Source organism: Amycolatopsis sp. NPDC003731 (genome assembly GCF_053586895.1).
Map to the genome: position 1 here is coordinate 68315 of NZ_JBSFNC010000023.1, position 16818 is coordinate 85132.

The following is a 16818-nucleotide window of genomic DNA, read 5'->3' on the forward strand; positions in this document are numbered from 1 at the left end:
ATCTTTGTCTTCCTCCTCCTCACTTGTTCGGGGGACTATGCCACGACTGTTCAAGCACAAAGGGGACTCAGGGTGACCAAGACCCACAGATCCAAGGCGGCCTTCACGCTGGCCGTCGCGTCGGGCCTGGTGCTCGGCGGCGTGGCCGCACCGGCCGCGCTCGCCGCACCGAGCGCCGACGCGGTCATCGCCGAGGTCTACGGCGGCGGTGGCAACTCGGGCGCGACGCTCGTCAGCGACTTCGTCGAGCTCGCCAACCGCGGCGCGGCCGCCGCGAGCCTCGCCGGGTTCAGCGTCCAGTACCTGCCCGGTTCGGCGAGCCCGTCGAGCACCTGGCAGGTGACGCCGCTGGCCGGCAGCGTCGCGCCGGGCGGGCGTTACCTCGTCGCCGAGAGCAAGGGCTCCGGCGGCACCGTCGCGCTGCCGACGCCGGACGCGACCGGCGCGATCGCGATGTCGGCCACCGCCGGCACGATCGCCCTCGTCTCCGGAACCACCGCGCTGACCTGCAAGACCGCCGCCGACTGCGCCGCCGACGCGCGGATCAAGGACCTCGTCGGGTTCGGCGCGGCGACCGTGCGCGAGGGCAACCCGACCGCGGCGCCGTCGAACACGACGTCCGTCGCGCGCGGCACGGCGCTGGCCGACACCGACGACAACGCCGCCGACTTCACCGCCGGCGAGCCGACCCCGACCAACACCGCGGGCGAGTCGACCGGCGGGGACCCCGGCCCGGCGCCGACCCCGGCGAAGATCCACGACATCCAGGGCACCACGCGCATTTCGCCCTTCAAGGACCAGAAGGTCTCCGGCGTCACCGGCGTCGTCACCGCGACCCGGACGTTCGGTTCGTCGCGCGGGTTCTGGCTCACCGACCCGAACCCGGACAGCGACCCGCGCACCAGCGAGGGCCTGTTCGTCTTCACCGGCTCGACGACCCCGGCGGTCGCGGCCGGCGACGCGGTGACCGCGACCGGCACCGTCCGCGAGTTCTACCCGGACGCGCCCGCGACGTCGAACTTCCAGTCGCTCACCGAGCTGAGCAGTGCACAGTGGACGGTCGGCTCGCACGGGAACGCCCTCCCGGCGCCGACGGTGCTGACCCCGGACACCGTGCCGACGACGTACGCGCCGTCGCCGGGCGGCAACATCGAGCCGCTCACCCTGGAGCCGGCGAAGTACGCGCTGGACTTCTGGGAAGCGCACGAGAGCGAGATCGTCTCGATCAGCGACGCCCGCGTGGTCGGCCCGTCGAACTCGTTCAACGAGCTGTACGTGACGTCCAAGCCGGACCAGCACCGGTCGGTCCGCGGCGGCAGCGTCTACCTCGGTTACGACCAGCTCAACAGCGGCGTCATGAAGGTTTCGTCGCTGATCCCGTTCGACCAGCGGCCGTTCCCGAAGCTCAACGTCGGTGACGTGCTGACCGGCACCACGTCCGGCCCGGTCGAGTACAGCAACTTCGGTGGCTACACGCTGTTCGCCAGCGTGCTCGGGACCGAAAAGGACAACGGGCTGCAGGGCGAGACCACGCGCAAGCAGCGGACCGGCGAGCTCGCCGTCGCGACGTACAACGTCGAGAACCTGGCCCCGAGCGACCCGCAGGCGAAGTACGACCGGCTCGGCGAGGCGATCGTGACGCACCTGGCGACGCCGGACATCGTGAACCTGGAGGAGATCCAGGACAACACGGGCGCGACCGACGACGGTACCGTCGCCGCCGACCAGACGCTGCAGAAGTTCACCGACGCGATCGTGGCCAAGGGCGGCCCGCGCTACCAGTGGCGCGAGATCGACCCGGTGAACGACCAGGACGGCGGCCAGCCGGGCGGCAACATCCGGGTGGCGTTCCTGTTCAACCCGGCTCGTGTGTCCTTTGTGGACCGTCCGGGTGGGACGTCGACGACCGCGGTCGGGGTCGTCCGCGAGCACGGCAAGGCGCACCTGACGGCGTCGCCGGGCCGCGTCGACCCCACGAACGAAGCCTGGACGACCAGCCGCAAGCCGCTGGCCGGCGAGTTCGTCTTCAAGGGCCGCACGGTGTTCGTCATCGCCAACCACTTCAACTCGAAGGGCGGCGACCAGCCGACGCACGGCCGCTTCCAGCCGCCGACGCGCAGTTCCGAGGTCCAGCGGGCGAAGCAGGCGACGGTGCTGCGCGGCTTCGTCGATTCGTTGCTGGCGGCCGATCGCAACGCGAACATCGTGGTGGCGGGCGACCTGAACGACTACCCGTTCTCGCCGGCGGTCCGGACGTTGACCGCGGGTGGCGCGCTGAAGGACCTGATCGCGTCGGTGCCGGAGGCCGAGCGGTACAGCTACGTGTTCGAGGGCCAATCCCAGGTGCTGGACCACATCCTGGCGTCGCGGGCACCGCGCGGGGTGGACTACGACGTCGTCCACATCAACGCGGAGTTCGCCGACCAGGCCAGCGACCACGACCCGCAGGTGATCCGGTTCCGGCCGGGCGCGGGCAACCCGTTGGAGGACGCGTTCTACGACTTCCTCGACTGGTTGGAGCAGGTCTTCGTGAAGTAGGTCTTTTCGCGACGAGGCCACCTTCGGGCGTATTGCCCGGAGGTGGCCTTTCTCGTTCCACCACTCCGATGGGTGACTGCGGAACCGCGGAGCGTTGACGGCCGTCTTACGGTTGAAGGCACCACAAGGGGAGGGGTGGCGTGGACGGGTATGCGGTGAAGGTCGACGAGCTGGGCAAGCTCATCGGCGACCTCGGCACAGCGGCGGATCGCATGGCGGGCGCCAACAAGAAGCTGGGCGGCGGCGGGGCGTTCGGCGCGCTGGGGACGGCGGAGCTGGGCAAAGCCGGCGTCGAGTTCGAGGAGGCCTGGCGCTTCGGCATCGGCCGCCTCGGTGAGGCGGCTTCGGAGGTGACCGAGCGGCTGAAGGCGGCGAAGCAGAAGTACGAGGAGATAGAAGCCCAGTTCGGCGGCGAGCTGGGCAAGTTCGGCTCGGCGGTGCTGGGCGACGGTGTCGCCGGCGGTGAGTCCCCGGGTGGAGTGAAGGGAAACCACCCGCGGATCGCGCAGCCGGCCGAGGGGCCGGTGGGTGGGGGATACACCGGTGGGGTGCCGGGGATCGACGACCTGGCCGAGGGATCGGCGGCCGGGCGAACTGATTCGGTCACTGAGCCGGGTGAAGGCCCGGTTGGTGGCGGCGTGACGGGTGGGGTGCCGGGCATCGATCGGCTGGCCGAGCCCGGTGGCCCGGCGCAGCCCGGCGACGGGCCGCCCGGTGGCGGCGCGACCGGCGGCATCACCGACCTCCTGAACGGCCTCGGCCGGTGAGCGCCCGCGACTTCCCGGCCCTCGGCTTCGACCCGGCGCCCGGCGATCTCGACGGCATCGCCGACCTGGCCGGCAAGTACCGCACGGTCGCCGACGACCTGACCGAGGCCGACGACTCGCTCCGCCGGATCGTCCGGAAGCAGGGCATCTGGCAGGGCGAGGCGAGCGAGGCCTTCGCCCGGCGCATCGGCCCGCTGCCGGCGTACCTCGACGATGCCGCCAAATCGATGAGCCGAGCCGCCGACGCGCTCGAAGGCTGGGCGCAAACCCTCGGCGACCTGCAGAAACGCGCAGCCGACCTCGAGGCCCGCGCGGAAGCCGCGGCCCGGGCGGCCGAGCAGGCGCGGGCGAACCCGGACCTGGCCCTGGCCGACCGGACGTTCCCGGACCAGCAGTCCCTGCAGATCGCCCAGCGCCTCCTGGACAACGCCGGCCAGCAACTCCAGACGGCCATCGACGGCTGCCAGAACGTCCAAGACGCGGCCAAGCAGCTCCAGCAGGAGCACCAGGACGCCGCCGCCCGGGTCGCGGAGCTGCTGCGGAAGGCCAAGGAGCCGGCCCCGGACGAGCCGGACCTCCTCGACAAACTCGGTGACGCGGTCGGCGGGGCACTTGTCGACTTGTCGAACACCCTCGCGGACGAGTTCGACGAGGCGTGGAACTTCGTCCAGGACCACGCGGAGCTGATCTCGAAGCTCTCGGACGTGACCGGAGACATCGGAAACGCGCTCGGTTTCGTCGGCGAGTTCCTCCCGTCGCCGGCGAAGGAGGTGGTGGGGGCCGTCGCGACCACCTTCGGGGAGGCAGCGATGGAAGGTCACGCCGTGGCCAAACTGGCGGGCGCCGATGTCGCTCGGGAAACCTTGATCTTCGACGGAATCGGCGCGGGGACCTCGTTCATCGGCAGCTTCTTGCCGACGGGAGGCGAAGCGGTGATGAAGGGCCTCGGATACGGCGCCTTCGGCGCTCAGTTCCAGGCCGATGCCGGCGCACGAATGATCGGCACGCACTTCGAGGGGCCGATCGGAGACCTCCTCAACTATTGGGTGCCGAAGGATGCGACCCAGGCTGCGGCTTCCCTCGTGTCGCCGGCCGGAATGGCGTACTGGAACGCTGCCGAAGCCGGGATGCAGGCCGACGATGCGCCGGAGCGCCGTCGTCAGCGTGCGGAAGACGAGGTGTGGAACTGATGCCTCTGGAAATCGACCTGCCGCCCGGGTTCGCCGGCATGCCGGTGGGCACCGACGACAGGCTCAACCGCAGCCACGCCTGGATGGTCGCCGAAAACGTGGCGTCCGGCACGAGCGTCGAACAGTTCGGCAGCTACCTGATGGCGCTGGTCCCGGCCATGCAGGCCAACGGTATCCGGGTCTTCGGCAAGTTCGCGGTCGGCCGGCGCAAGGGTGACGTCGCGACCTTGACCCTCGGCGTGGCGCAGTGGCCGGACACTGCACCCGGCAACCGCGACGCCGTGGTGGTGGCGCTGGCCGAGCAGTACCGCGGCCGCCACAAGCGCGCGGTCGTCCAACCGGTCCGGCTCCCGATCGGACCGGCCATCGTGGCGATCAGCGGTGGCGAGTTCCACGTTCCCGAACGGGACGTGCGCACCCAGATCAAGGCGGAGTACCAGATCCCGCTGCCGGACGGCCGGTCCGTGGTGATCCTGTCGGTGATCGCGGAGTCCGAGGACGCCTGGCCCGCGGTGGCCGAGGCGACCGCGAAGGTGGCTTGGAGTCTGCGGAGCGGGGAAACGCCGTGATCAGCACGGTGGCCGCCGGGTCATCCGAGTCGCCGGCCGTGCGGACGGCCTTCCTCGTCCTAATGGGCGTGGTGGTCCTTGCCGGGCTGACGTTGACGATCTTCCGCGTACGTCGTTCGACGAAGCCGCGCGAGGAGCAGATGGCCACCCTGGCCGCGCAGCTCGACGGCCGGAACCAGGTGTACGTCCGGAAGATGGAGATCGGGTTGGCCCGAGAGGACCTGATCCGGGTCGCGTACAGCCGGGGGTACTCGCTGATCGACCACCGGGTCGGGAAGTACTACGAGTTCGTCTTCACGCCGCACCAGCCGGGGAGACTCGCATGACCGACAACGCGCAGCTGATCGAGGAAATGCGCTGGCAGCTCCGCCGGATCGAAGACCGCAAGGCCGAGAACCAGCGCGTCCTGGCGGCCATCGCGGGGAGCGACCACGCCACCGTGACGTCAGCGGACCGGTCCGTCACCGTGCTCGCCGGGCCCGGTGGGGTCGTCAGCGAAGTCCGGCTCGCGCCCGAGGCCATGCGGTTCGACGCCGTCACGCTGAGCCGGACCATCACCGCGGCCATCCGGGAAGCCGTCGCCGCCGGGAGAGAGGCTATCCCGGCACCAGCGGCCGCTCCGGTCCCGAAGGCGGCGCCGCGCAGGCCCGCCCCGGCGGACGACGACGATCCCTACGACACGGTGTTCGATGTCTAGCCCGGTGATGGTGCTGGCCGCGCGCTCCGGCAGCGCAACCGGTCTCCTGCTCTGGCTGATGCTCACCGTCGTTCTCGTCGGCCTCATGGCCGCCAGCCTGACGTTGATGATCATCCGGATGAACCGGGCCTCCGAGCCGCGCGAACGACAGATGGCGCGGCTGGCCGCGCAGCTGGACGGGCGGAACAAGGTGACCATCCGGAGGATCGAGTTCAGCATCGGCAGACCCGACCTGCTCTGGGTCGCGCAAAGCCGCGGCTACTCCCTGATCGAGCACCAGTTCGGGAGTTACTACGAGTTCGTCTACGCGCCGCACCAGCCGGGAAGGGTGGCGCCGTGGTCATTCTGAACCTGTCAAGCAGGCGGCTCCCCGCGCTGCTTCGCCGCCGCCCGCTTGGCTCGCCAGCCCAGGGCCAGTACCGCCTGCACCAGCTCCTGGTAGCTCGGCTTGACCTCCTCGAGGTACCGCTCCAGGTACGCCGCGCGGGCCGTCGACACCGGGCGCGGGTCGTCGCCCGGGGCGAGCCACGTCAGGCCCTGGATGTTGTGCAGCGCCATCTTCCACCAGCGCGTGGCGCGCTCGGCCGCCCTCGCTTCGCGTTCGGTGGCCACTTCGATCGCCGCCGTGGCCGCCTCGATCTCCGTCTCCAGGGCCTCCGCCCGCGCCAGCTCCCACTCGCGCAGGTTCTCCGCCGAACCCCGGGAGAGGGCGATGATCTCCTTGTACCGCATGGCCGCGGTGGCGTCGTCGGTCATCGGTCGTTCTCCGGACGCTGGAACGGGATGATCACTTCGGGTGCGCCGTGCGTCGTGCGGTCGAAGAACAACGCGCGGCCCGGCCGCGGCGACCAGTGCACGACCTGGCCCGCCGCGAACGGGGACAGCTCGTTGCCTTGGACGTCGAGCGCCGCCCACGTGCCGATGTCGTCGGTGCCGGCGAAGCCCAGCGTGTCCTTGAGCCGGGCGATGCTGCGCCACCAGCCGATCGTGTGGATGCCGTGGCCCGGCCCCTGTTTGAGCACCACCCGCAGGTGGTCGAGGCCGCTCTTCAGCTGCCCGACCGCTTTGGCTTCCAGCACGGGCAAAGCCGCGTCGACGCCGTACAGCAGCAGTACCTTCGCGCCGCCCGACATCGAGCCGGTCAGCGACTCCAGGACGCCGGTCAGGTCGTCCACCAGGGACGCCGCGTGGTCCTCGCGCAGGCGCTCGGTCAGCTCCATCGCGGCGTCGGCGCACGCTTCGATCGGGCAGCTCAGGATGAACTCGACTTCGCCGGGTTCGTACTGCCGGGCCAGCGAGCGCGCCGCCGAGTCCATGATGGACAGTGCCTCGGCGGTCGCCGAGCCGAGCACCGCGACGTTGCGGCCCGGGGCCCGGGGGAGGTCGACGCCGCACGCCGTTTCGGTCACGTCGATCGACTGGCCGAGCAGGGCCTGCGGCTTCGAGCTGGGCTTGAGGTCCAGGTACGCCGGGAACCGTTCCAGGACCGGCTGGTGCGCGCCGTCGAACAGGCGCGGCCGCGGGAAGTGGCCCGCGTACTCCTCCCACAGCCGGTGCTGCAGCCGGACGAACACGTTCTTGCTGCTCGCGTCCGGGATGTGGGCCAGCTGGTTGCCGTGCGCGACGCCGGAGTCGTGGTTGATCACCGCGTGCCACTTCGGCGCCGACACCGCCGCGTTGTTCGTCTCGGCCAGCACGCGCCGCGCCTTCGGCATCGCGATCCGCAGCGTGCACTGCTCGAACACCGCCGGCTTGCCCCAGAACGCCTCGATGCCGGCGACGTCCTGGCTCGCCAGCACCAGGTGGATGCCCTGCGACCGGCCGCGCCGCGCGATGTCCTCCAGCAGCTGCGTCGCCGTCGCCGTCACCTGGTCCCGGCCGGCGAACAGGTACTGGAACTCGTCGATCACCGCGACGATCCGCGGCCAGTGCCCGCCCGGATCGGCGTCGCGCAGGTCGGCGAGGTTGGTGACCTCGTGTTCCTTCGCGGCCGCGGACCGGCGGCGCAGCTCGTCGGCCAGGAACCGCAGCAGCGCCAGGCCGAACTCGCGGTCGGTGTTGACGTTGACGCCGACGAGCCGCGCGTGCGGCAGCCAGCTCGCGTCCTTGCGGCCCGGCGCCAGACCGGCGAACGAGACGCCTTCCTTGAAGTCCAGCAGGTACAGCGCCAGCTCGGCGGGCGTGTACCGCGCCGCGAGGCTGCCGAGCAGCGCGTACAGGAAGTTCGTCTTGCCCGAACCGGACGGGCCGCCGATCAGGGCGTGCGGGCTCGCGTCGCCGATCACGACCTCGACCGGCTCGCCTTCGAAGAACCCGACCGGGGCGCGCAGCTCGCGGGCCGAGTTCTCCTGTCCGAGCTCCGCGGGCAGGAGGTCGTCGAACGACCGTGGCCCGCCCTGCTTGGCGATCAGTGCCTTGGCGATCTTGTCGACGGCCCGGATCACCTGCGCGGACGGCATCGCGGCTTCGAGGTCGACGACCAGGTCGGTGCCGGTCATGCTGCTGATCGCGTGCCTCTCGTCGAGCAGGCTCAGCGTCTCGACGGGCGCGCTCACCGCCGTCGGCACGTCGACCATGATCAGGCAGATGCCCGCGGCCAAGGCGCCGCTCGCGACGCGCTTGAGGTCGCGGGCGCGTTCCGGTTCGAGGGTCTCGCCGTTGCCGTAGAGGACGACGATGCGGTACGGCTCGCCCCGCTGCTGGTTGTGCTGCCGCATTTCCCGCAGCGACGTGAAGCCGGCGGACATGCAGCTGGCGTGGATGCGGCGGATGTGGCCGGCCAGCTCGTCGAGGAGGTCCTCCAGCCGGCCGGGGTCGTAGAGCGACAGCGCGCTGGTGTGGCTGAGGGGGTAGAGGTCGGGCAGGATCGCGGTCAGCTGCCCGATGTCCCACAGATGCACGCGGACCGCGCCCGGCTCGAACGTCGACAGCACGCGGACCAGCAGGTTCTGCACGATGCCGTCGATCACCGGCCGGGTCTTCGGCGCCGACGTGATCGCCAGGTGCGACTCGTCGAGCAGCGGGACGGCGACGTCGAACGTGCGGGTCGCGTCCCCGCCGGCGGCGGTCGCCGAGCCGACGCGCCACAGCCCGGGCGACGTCAGGCCGGGGTTGTGCCCGACCGTGCCGAGCCAGTCGCCCGGTGGCAGCCCGGCCGGGCCGGGTGCGTTCTGCGCGACCAGTTCGCGCAGGGTCGCGGGGCCTTGGCTCCAGTCGGTGTAGAAGGCGCTTCGCACCGTCCCGAGCGCGCCGAACACCTCGTGCGCGGCGGGGTGGCGCGACCACTCGTTCTGCTGCTCGGCACTGGCGTGGTTCATGCCGACCTTGACGATGTCCTGCTCGAGCTGGAGCTTGGCGAGGTCGGCCTCCGCGGCTTGGCGCGCGCCGGCCGCCGCGCCCAGCACCAATCCGATCTGGTGGCGGACCCGGTCGAGCGCGGTCTCGACCCGGTTGCGTTGCTCGGCTGACTTGTTGGCCATCGGCGTCCCCAAGAAAAGGTGTCCCCTGAAAAGGATTACAGGCGCGACCGGTATCCGCTCACCAGATCTTCGGCAGCGTGCAGGCGGACGAGGAGCTGGTCCAGCCCCTCGCCGGCCTGTGCGTACTGCGAAGGAAGCCAGGGATCGGCCTTGGCCTGGGCATCCACGAGAGCTTGCCGGGCTTCTCCGAGCAGGCTTGTGGCCCGTTCGGAGTGGGCGCGCGCGTCGGCGAGCCCGGTCACGGCAGCGGTGAGCAGCTGGTGGAGTTCGGCGAGCGTCATCCGGCTTACAGACGCGCCGAGTAGGAGTCGGCGGAGGAAATGCTTGCTTGGACGGTGCTCTGCAAGCCGTTGATGCCTTGCAGGGCTTCCGCAAGGAGTCCGTGCGCCTGGCTCACTTCGTGCTGGCTGCTCCCCTGCGTCGCCTGTGCGAGCGACTGCTGGGCTTCTTCGAGAGACTGCGCTGCCTGTTGCAGGGCGGCGATGCTCGCGGACGCCTTCTCGTTGGCGAGCGCGATGCCAGCGCGGATCTCTTCGACTCCGGCCATCGGGCCTCTACTCCTCGAAATCTGGTGTCGTACGGGGGACGGATTCCATTGAAACAGATCCAGCGACTCAGCGTGATCATCAGACTTTGCCGAGTGATCGCGGGCCCGGAATCAGCAAGGCCCCGGACGTGGGAACGTCCGGGGCCGGGCCGATCACGGTCTGTGCGGGGGTCGTCCCGACGCCAGTACCGCACCTTGAAGTCGCTGGCCAGCGCTACCCCAGGTCAGAGCGGTTTCAGTGCCACTGCTGGCCTTTCTCGACGGGGGCGGGCGAGGTGCTGGTGAGACTAGCGCGACCGGAGTAACCGCTTGCGCTCAGCCCTGTTCGTAACTCCCCGTACAGGTACGGAATTCTGCGGCGCCGAACGCATTTCATGTTCGGGTGGGCCGAAAGTGCCGCGCAACTGTGTCCGAGGCATACCGACGGTGGGTCGCGCAAGGGGTGGCCGGGACCAGAGTGACGGAGGGGGCGGGCGTGCGGGATCGGTCATTCCACAGCGGGGTGAAAGTGGTTGGTGCGGGGCCTGGGGTGTCCGACGGTGGAGGTGGCGGTAGGCCGGTCCGAGGAAAGGAAGCCCCGTGTTCACCCAGGTCAAACGATTTGCCCGGTCGTGGTCGGTCGCGGCGGCGGCGATGACCGCCGTGCTGGTGCTGGGCGGGACGCCGGCCGCTCGGGCCACCGTTCCGAGGGTGAGCGGCCTCCTGCCGCCGATCGGCGCGGAGATCCCGAACGTCTTGCTGGCGCTGAACACGCCGCTGGAGATCAGGCTCTCGAAGTTCAGCGTCGATTTCCGAGGCGGCCTCAAGGTGCGGGTCGAAGCGAACCCGGCCGACCCGGCCAACAGCGTGCGGCTGCGGATCATCGGGTTCAAGGTGGCCGCCGTGCTGCCCGCCGGCGACGGCTCCCGCCAGGGTGGCGGCACGATCACCCTGGAACAGGACGACGTCGACGCCGACGCCCCGAGCGTGCTCAGGCTCATCCAGCAGAACCCCCCGCGCTACGAGCAGATCCTGAGGCTGACGTTCACGATGACCATCGACCAGCCCGACTCGCGGCGTGAGCCGCTGGTGCTGGTCACCAAGGCCCCGGCCGAGCTGGTCGGCGAGCTCACGCAGTTCCCGCCGGCGGGCGACCTGCACCAGCTGCGGAACCCGGTCGACCTGGTGCAGCCGGACGACCCGGACAGCACCGTCGCGACCATCCGGGAGTTCCCCGTGCAGCTGGACGGCCGGTAGGACGGAAAACGCCGGGTGTCCCGAAGCGGGACACCCGGCGTGTTCAACCGGCGGAGGATACAGGATTCGAACCTGCGAGGGCGTGAACCCAACACGCTTTCCAAGTCTGCACATGGCCGTACGTGAGGGTTCGGCTAGTCGGAAGCCGCAGGTCAGAGCGTTGCGCGTCGGTCGGTGGACAACGACCGCCCGGGGTGAATGAGACTAGAACTGAGACTATGGACTGCGGCCCTGCTGTGCAGCTCAAGGAGTTGCCTGCGGTGGGCTTGGAGGTTCTGCCCACCACTTCGGGATCGCAGGACGCCGAGTTGGCCCCTCTGGGGCAACGGCACGCCGTCCCGGCTTGCACGTGAGCGGGGCTTGCCGGACCGGGTGCAGCAAAGTTCAAAGACGCGCTTACGCTGTGGTGTGTAGCGATAGCGTTTAGTAATGGCGTCGAGTTGCCTCCGGCGCCCGCTGGACCTGGAACCGAGCGTGACACGCTCGGGTGAAACATTTGGGTGGTGAAGCTGCTTAGTGGCCGGCGCTGGGGCGCCGTGATGTTGTTGTCGGCGGCGGTCGTGTTCGCCGCGCTAGTGGCTCTGGTGACGTTGCCCAGCTTGCCGTGGTGGCCGGGATGGGTAGCGATCGGCGCGTGGTGGTCCCTCTGGTGGCCCGCGGTCGCAGCCGTTGCGGCCGGGGGCGGCGGGATAACTTGGTGGAGACGCTCCGCGCGGCCGCTGGCGACGTCGGCGCCTGCAACGGCGTCACTGTGGGTGCCCGGCTCTGATGGGTGGACACGATCTTCCGGACCGCAGCTGTCTGCGTCCATGGCCCAGTACACGGTCGCCAAGCGAGGACGGGACTGGTCGAAGGTGACAAGCATGGTCACCGCCTTCACTGCACTCGCGGCGTTGGTATACACCGGGGACTCTCTCACCGCCACCCGCGAGCAGAACGCTTTGGCGGAGCAAGGTCAGATCGCCGGGCGTTACACCTCGGCGGTTGAGCAGACCGGCACCCAGGGTGATGATCACCTCCAAACTCGCCTGGGTGGGGTGTACGCACTAGAGCGACTGATGATCGACTCGCCGCGCTATCAGCCCATTGTCATCGAAGTTCTCTCGGAATTTGTGCGCGGCCGCGTCCCCCACGCCGCCCCTGTCACCAGTCCCGGCATCCCCAGCAGCACGGGATGCCCTCGCAACGACACCGGACCAAAGGCCGACGTCCAAGCCGCCCTCACCGTGCTGGGCCGCCGCAACCCGCAGCAAGACGCAAACGTGCGAATCAACCTTGGCCTGACCTGCCTGAGCTCCGCAAATCTCAAGGGTTCACATCTTGAGAACGCAAACCTAGAGGGGGCGTACCTCGATAAAGCGGCTTTCGAAGGCGCCAGCCTCGTCGGCGCGAACCTCGATGGCGCGTACCTTGCCGGCGCGTCCTTTGGTAGCAACGCGAAACTCGATCAAGCGAGCTTGAGCAGTGCGAACCTTAGTAGCACGTTCCTCGGCTTTTCATCCCTGCGTGGCGCGCGTCTCGCCGGCGCGAACCTCACCGGCGCGAACCTCACCTGCGCGAACTTCACCGACGCAAATTTTTTGGTCGCAGACCTCACCGACGCACATCTCACTCAGGTGAACTTCACCAGTGCAAGCCTGTCCAGTGCAGAGCTCGTCCGGGCGGACCTGGACCGCGCGAACTTTACTGACGCAGGTCTCAGCCGAGCGAACTTCACCGGCGCGGACCTAACTTACGCGAACTTGACCGGCGCGGACTTGACCTACGCGAACTTCACCGGCGCGAATTTCACCGGCTCTGAGGGCCTATCGCCGCGCTAAGCCCGTGGCCTAACGTCATGCCTGGCCCAAGCCCAGTTGATCCGCGAGGCCGTTCGTATACAAGGCGTGCCTGTACCTGATCTCTATCCTTGCTCGCAGGCTGGACGGATTTTGAACGGATCGTGGAAGTAAGTCGTGACCTGCGTGTCTGTAGGAGACTGAAGCCATTCGGGGGCATAACGGGGGCGGGTAGCCTTTGGGTTGCCTTGCTTCCCTGTTGCAGAAACGCCCAGATGTCGTCAAGTTTGACGAGCAAGTGAGGTGGTCACGACGGTTGCTCTAGCTGGCTCGGGTTGGCGTTTCGCCGGACCCGCCAGCGTTTTCTTGGTCCTGGAGTCGACCCTGTGTTCGGCGCGTATTGCAGATCGTCTCGCATTGCTGATCTTAGCAGCAAAATCTGCACTTCGATCTTTAGTACTTCCTCCTGAATTTCTTCCGGGTTGAGGCCTTCGGCTGCCAAGACGTGCGCTATGCTCGTGATAGGCTCGCGAGTGAGTATCGCGATTTCTTTGCCGCCGACCATGTCTACCTGCGCCGCGAGGCGCCACAGGTCTTTGAAGTTGATTGCGGCGAGCGGATAGCGTGGGACGCCCTTTTCGGCAAGCCTATCCTTCATCGCCTCTTCAACTTTCGGCTTGGCCTCGTCGAGGGCCTTAACTATCATTTTCGCACGCTCATCGGGTGACATATTTTCCGGAAATAGCTTGTTTACTGATCTTAGAACCGCCTTTTGTGTGCTCGCGGGCAGTTTTCCCCATTCAAATTTCGTGTTTGAGTGGGCAACTTGCATTGTCAAGGTTATAAATGAAGCCTCAGCCAGTGCGCCCAAGTAGTCGGCGTAAAGTTGGCGCTTCTCCTTGCGTAGTTCGGATTCATGTGATTCTCTGAGTTGCTTCAGTAGTGCGTCTAAACTCGACTTTGATTGATTGCGTGATGTTCGGTATGTGAACCAGATTCCTGTGGCTCCGGTGGCGAAAGTGGCGACGGGAGCGACCCATTCCCATGCCATTTTACGAGCTCATGATCTGGTCGCGGAAACGCCATGCCCGCTCTAGGATGCATGCACCTGGTGAGGCCATTGGCTCCTGCGTGAGAAGCCGCATAACGCTTTCCTCGGAGAAAGGTACACCTTCGGAAACCGATGATGATTCAGAGGCGGTAACCAAGATACCTTCGGCGTTCACGTCTACGGCATTGCCAAATAACTCATCAAAGACATCGTCGTCCATGACGACGACCGTCAGGACGGTGGCAGTGAGGGTCAGCGTGTCCAGGCCAATGCCGAGGCAGTAGGCGGTGACACGGTCTTTCTCGCGTGCCGCTTGGAGGTCGCGGTACAGCGACCAGTTCTCGTAGTCGAGTGGCTCACCTTGGCTACCGTCGCGCTCCGGCTCACCGAGTATCTCCTCGGAGTACTCGCGGACCATGCTGCGCCACAGGTCGAAGTCGTTCTCCTTGTCCCACGCCGCCACCGACGACGGCTGGAACTCGCCGGCCGGAATGAGGCCGTAGATGCCGGCGGCCGTCGCCACCTTCGCTGGGTCGCGCCAGTGCAGGAGGAAAGTTGCCTTGCCGGTGTCACGCTCGCGGCGGAGTGTCAGCGTCTCGATCGCGGGCATGACCGGCCGCCGCTCCAGGTCGAAGGGGTCGCCGATCAGGCCACGCAGCGGGAGCTCCGCCCAGTCCGCGCGCGGCACCTTCCGGTTCGGGAACTGCGCGACGGCGAGCTCGTGCGCGATGGCCTCGGACAGGTCGAGCTTGTCGAAGTACGTTGCCAGGCCGAAGGTCATCCGCTCGTTTGACGGCGTCAGGTCGACGTCCAGTAGCCGGTAGCTAGTGCGGTTCTCGAACAGCGACGGCGGGTCCAGGTACTTGATCGCCGACGTGTAGCGCTCGAAACGCCGGCCGGGCGCACGGAGCGGCAACGCCTTGTCCGCCTCGGGTTCGGTGCCGGTGACCGTGATCGGCACCCGGTGGTCCGACCACTCAAGCTTGATGTCCTCCAGGCGTACCGGCGCCGGCGGCATCCACTCGCGCCGGGCGATCAGCGGAGCCTTGCCGATGCGCGCTTCCGGCCGGTAGAGCGTCGCAGCCGCCTCGGCGAGCTCACGCCGGCGGCTGTTGAGCTCGCGCCGCATCCGGCGCCACTCCTCCTGGCTCACCGCGACCGGGTCGACCTCGTTCACCAGCGCCGACGTCGACGGGGGAGCGACGGGCTGAAGTAGCTCCTTGGACAGGCCGAGCCGCGACGGGGAGATGCCGAGCTGGTTGGCGACCCGCAGCAGGGTATCCAGGTCCCGGACCTGCCGTTGACCGGTCTCGATCTTCGAGATGTACGACTGGTCCATGTTGAGGATCTGGGCCAAGTCAGCCTGGTTGAGCCCGTTCGTCTTCCGGTACTCCTTCAGGACCTCAGCAAGCAGCCCGGTGTTCAGTTCGAGCTCGGTTGTCGACCTCGGCGAGAGCCACGGCTGGTCTGCTTCCACTGGTGGCAAGTCCCTTCGTTTCGATCTTCTTCGGCTGTGATCGGGCTGACTGGATGGCGTTTGACCTGCGGTTATGCCTGCCTGTCATGCGGGAGCGCCGTTAGGACTGTCCGGCCTTGGACTGTGGTGGTGCTCACGGGCGAAGCTATTCCCATGATCACGGAACACGGGCCGAACGGCCGAACATCACGACCGCTTCTCAAGCTCCTCTACCCGGCGTCGAAGGTCCGCAACCTCGGCTCGGAGGGCGGCCACGTCGTCGGCGGGCGCGCTCTCGTCCGGGAGGCTCCGGACGAACGTGCCTCGCCCGGCGGCGGACTCGAGTACGCCGGCGTGCTGAAGCTCCCGGATGGCGTTGTGGACGGTCAGCTCGGCGACGTTGTACGTCGCCGAGAGCGCTTTGAGGGACGGGATCTTTTCCCCGAGCGCGAACTCGCCGGCCCGGATGCGTCGGACAAGGTCATCCCGGATCTGTGCGCCTAGCGGCTGCGCTCCCTGCTGATCGATAGGCATCTCGCCAGGGTACGCAGAAAACCAACATCACCCTAATGCGCCACACGTGCGACCTTGACTTACCTGAGTGCATTAAGGTGCAATAAGGTGCAGCAAGGTACTTGAACGAAAGGTTCCCCATGAAGTCCGCGAACATCACCAACCGCGTCGCCCGGGCCGCTGCCGACAGCGTTTCCGCTGTGCAGGGGCACTGCCCGGACGGCCTGGACGAGTCGGCGATTGACTCGCTGATCGCCGAAGTCGACCAGGAGTTGACCGCCGCGACGGCAGTGGCGGAGACCCGTACCCGGCACGCGTTCACCGACCCGCAGCACGCTCACCGCACTCGCCGGCGCGTCAGCCGTGCGGCGCTGCGGGTGCTGCCGCTCCGGCTCGACTCGGCCGGCGCGGCGGAGAGCGGGGAGGCCGCATGACGGTCCGGCTCGGTATCCCCGTCGCATTTGGTCCCGACACGGCGGCTCACTCCGCCAAGAACGCGCACGCCGCGTCGGGTCTCCCGATCAACCACCACGCAGGTAGCTACTCGGAGAGGTCTCTCATGGTAGGCACCCTCACCCCTCGCGCAATCGAGCGTTTGGCGATCCGCCGATACACCGACCAGACCGGCCAGTCCTGGGCCAAGACCCCAGCCGCCACCCGCCGGGCGTGGCTTGCGGAGACCGAGCCGGTCATCCGCGCCGAACACGGCATCGCGCTGGACGCGGTGTGGGACGGCGGGGACTGGCAGGCACCCGGCCAGGTCGACCTCTTCGACGTGCCGGAGGTGGCCTGAGATGTCCACCCAGGTGCTGATGGTCCTCGGCGGTCTCGCGCTGGTTGGCGTGTTCTCGGTGTGGCGCTCCGGCCGCAAGTCCGCGATCCGGGCCCAGCGGGGCGTTCGCGAGATCACCCGCATGACCGGCAACACGATCCGCCTGATCTTGGCCACGGCGATTATCGCGTTCGTTCAGTGGCTGGTGATCGTGAAGATTCAGAA

General features: G+C 68.1%; 18 protein-coding genes and 1 pseudogene. 12 read left to right on the top strand and 7 right to left on the bottom strand.

The genetic code is table 11. The features are described from left to right. The first annotated feature begins 72 nt into the window (after positions 1-72). From ACWDN5_RS12710 to ACWDN5_RS12740, 7 genes are all read left to right on the top strand, one after another. Positions 73-2538, top strand: coding sequence for an endonuclease/exonuclease/phosphatase family protein (locus tag ACWDN5_RS12710; protein ID WP_449676361.1), 2466 nt, complete (start codon positions 73-75; stop codon positions 2536-2538). Between the two features lie 140 nt (positions 2539-2678). Next, positions 2679-3305 (top strand): hypothetical protein, encoded by a 627-nt coding sequence (locus ACWDN5_RS12715; protein WP_449676363.1) that lies wholly within the window; start codon positions 2679-2681, stop codon positions 3303-3305. Then, a complete protein-coding gene (locus tag ACWDN5_RS12720) occupies positions 3302-4495 on the top strand; it encodes a putative T7SS-secreted protein (protein WP_449676365.1) in 1194 nt (397 codons plus the stop codon). The genes ACWDN5_RS12715 and ACWDN5_RS12720 overlap by 4 nt, the downstream gene beginning before the upstream one ends. Beyond that, entirely contained in the window at positions 4495-5064 is a 570-nt protein-coding gene (locus ACWDN5_RS12725) for a hypothetical protein (RefSeq protein ID WP_449676366.1), read from the top strand. Before ACWDN5_RS12720 ends, ACWDN5_RS12725 begins: the two co-directional genes overlap by 1 nt. Next, positions 5061-5390 (top strand): hypothetical protein, encoded by a 330-nt coding sequence (locus tag ACWDN5_RS12730; protein ID WP_449676368.1) that lies wholly within the window; start codon positions 5061-5063, stop codon positions 5388-5390. The genes ACWDN5_RS12725 and ACWDN5_RS12730 overlap by 4 nt, the downstream gene beginning before the upstream one ends. After that, positions 5387-5761 (top strand): YbaB/EbfC family nucleoid-associated protein, encoded by a 375-nt coding sequence (locus ACWDN5_RS12735; RefSeq protein WP_449676369.1) that lies wholly within the window; start codon positions 5387-5389, stop codon positions 5759-5761. Before ACWDN5_RS12730 ends, ACWDN5_RS12735 begins: the two co-directional genes overlap by 4 nt. After that, positions 5754-6110 carry a hypothetical protein gene (locus tag ACWDN5_RS12740; protein ID WP_449676370.1) on the top strand — a complete coding sequence of 119 codons (357 nt, stop codon included), beginning with the start codon at positions 5754-5756 and terminating at the stop codon, positions 6108-6110. Before ACWDN5_RS12735 ends, ACWDN5_RS12740 begins: the two co-directional genes overlap by 8 nt. A gap of 5 nt (positions 6111-6115) precedes the next feature. Here the strand turns inward: ACWDN5_RS12740 and ACWDN5_RS12745 are convergent, their stop codons facing one another. From ACWDN5_RS12745 to ACWDN5_RS12760, 4 genes are read right to left on the bottom strand one after another with little or no spacing between them, the layout of a single operon-like run. Continuing rightward, positions 6116-6517 (bottom strand): hypothetical protein, encoded by a 402-nt coding sequence (locus tag ACWDN5_RS12745; protein ID WP_310969348.1) that lies wholly within the window; start codon positions 6515-6517, stop codon positions 6116-6118. Then, positions 6514-9240 (bottom strand): FtsK/SpoIIIE domain-containing protein, encoded by a 2727-nt coding sequence (locus tag ACWDN5_RS12750; protein WP_449676372.1) that lies wholly within the window; start codon positions 9238-9240, stop codon positions 6514-6516. Before ACWDN5_RS12750 ends, ACWDN5_RS12745 begins: the two co-directional genes overlap by 4 nt. Before the next feature lie 35 nt (positions 9241-9275). Then, positions 9276-9521 (bottom strand): hypothetical protein, encoded by a 246-nt coding sequence (locus ACWDN5_RS12755; protein WP_003056173.1) that lies wholly within the window; start codon positions 9519-9521, stop codon positions 9276-9278. Between the two features lie 5 nt (positions 9522-9526). Next, positions 9527-9787, bottom strand: coding sequence for a hypothetical protein (locus tag ACWDN5_RS12760; protein ID WP_003056176.1), 261 nt, complete (start codon positions 9785-9787; stop codon positions 9527-9529). Between the two features lie 579 nt (positions 9788-10366). Between ACWDN5_RS12760 and ACWDN5_RS12765 the strand changes: the two genes are divergently transcribed. Both ACWDN5_RS12765 and ACWDN5_RS12770 read left to right on the top strand, forming a co-directional pair. Beyond that, a complete protein-coding gene (locus ACWDN5_RS12765) occupies positions 10367-11023 on the top strand; it encodes a hypothetical protein (protein WP_449676374.1) in 657 nt (218 codons plus the stop codon). An 863-nt stretch (positions 11024-11886) separates the two neighbouring features. Continuing rightward, complete coding sequence (locus ACWDN5_RS12770) at positions 11887-12843, top strand: pentapeptide repeat-containing protein (protein WP_449676375.1); 957 nt, start codon at positions 11887-11889, stop codon at positions 12841-12843. A gap of 265 nt (positions 12844-13108) precedes the next feature. On the opposite strand, the gene ACWDN5_RS12775 is transcribed toward ACWDN5_RS12770, so the two are convergent. From ACWDN5_RS12775 to ACWDN5_RS12785, 3 genes are all read right to left on the bottom strand, one after another. Then, the gene (locus tag ACWDN5_RS12775) at positions 13109-13852 is read right to left on the bottom strand and encodes a hypothetical protein (protein ID WP_449676376.1); all 744 of its coding nucleotides are present in this window, start codon (positions 13850-13852) and stop codon (positions 13109-13111) included. Between the two features lies 1 nt (position 13853). Beyond that, complete coding sequence (locus ACWDN5_RS12780) at positions 13854-15329, bottom strand: helix-turn-helix domain-containing protein (RefSeq protein WP_449676377.1); 1476 nt, start codon at positions 15327-15329, stop codon at positions 13854-13856. Between the two features lie 186 nt (positions 15330-15515). Beyond that, positions 15516-15842, bottom strand: coding sequence for a GntR family transcriptional regulator (locus tag ACWDN5_RS12785; protein ID WP_310976736.1), 327 nt, complete (start codon positions 15840-15842; stop codon positions 15516-15518). Between the two features lie 119 nt (positions 15843-15961). On the opposite strand from ACWDN5_RS12785, the gene ACWDN5_RS12790 reads away from it, so the two are divergent. From ACWDN5_RS12790 to ACWDN5_RS12800, 3 genes and pseudogenes are all read left to right on the top strand, one after another. Then, a complete protein-coding gene (locus ACWDN5_RS12790) occupies positions 15962-16255 on the top strand; it encodes a hypothetical protein (protein WP_449676378.1) in 294 nt (97 codons plus the stop codon). Positions 16256-16416: 161 nt separating this feature from the next. Continuing rightward, positions 16417-16614, top strand: coding sequence for a hypothetical protein (locus tag ACWDN5_RS12795; RefSeq protein WP_449676379.1), 198 nt, complete (start codon positions 16417-16419; stop codon positions 16612-16614). Position 16615: 1 nt separating this feature from the next. Next, positions 16616-16818 (top strand): annotated as a pseudogene (locus ACWDN5_RS12800) (hypothetical protein); the annotation flags it as partial.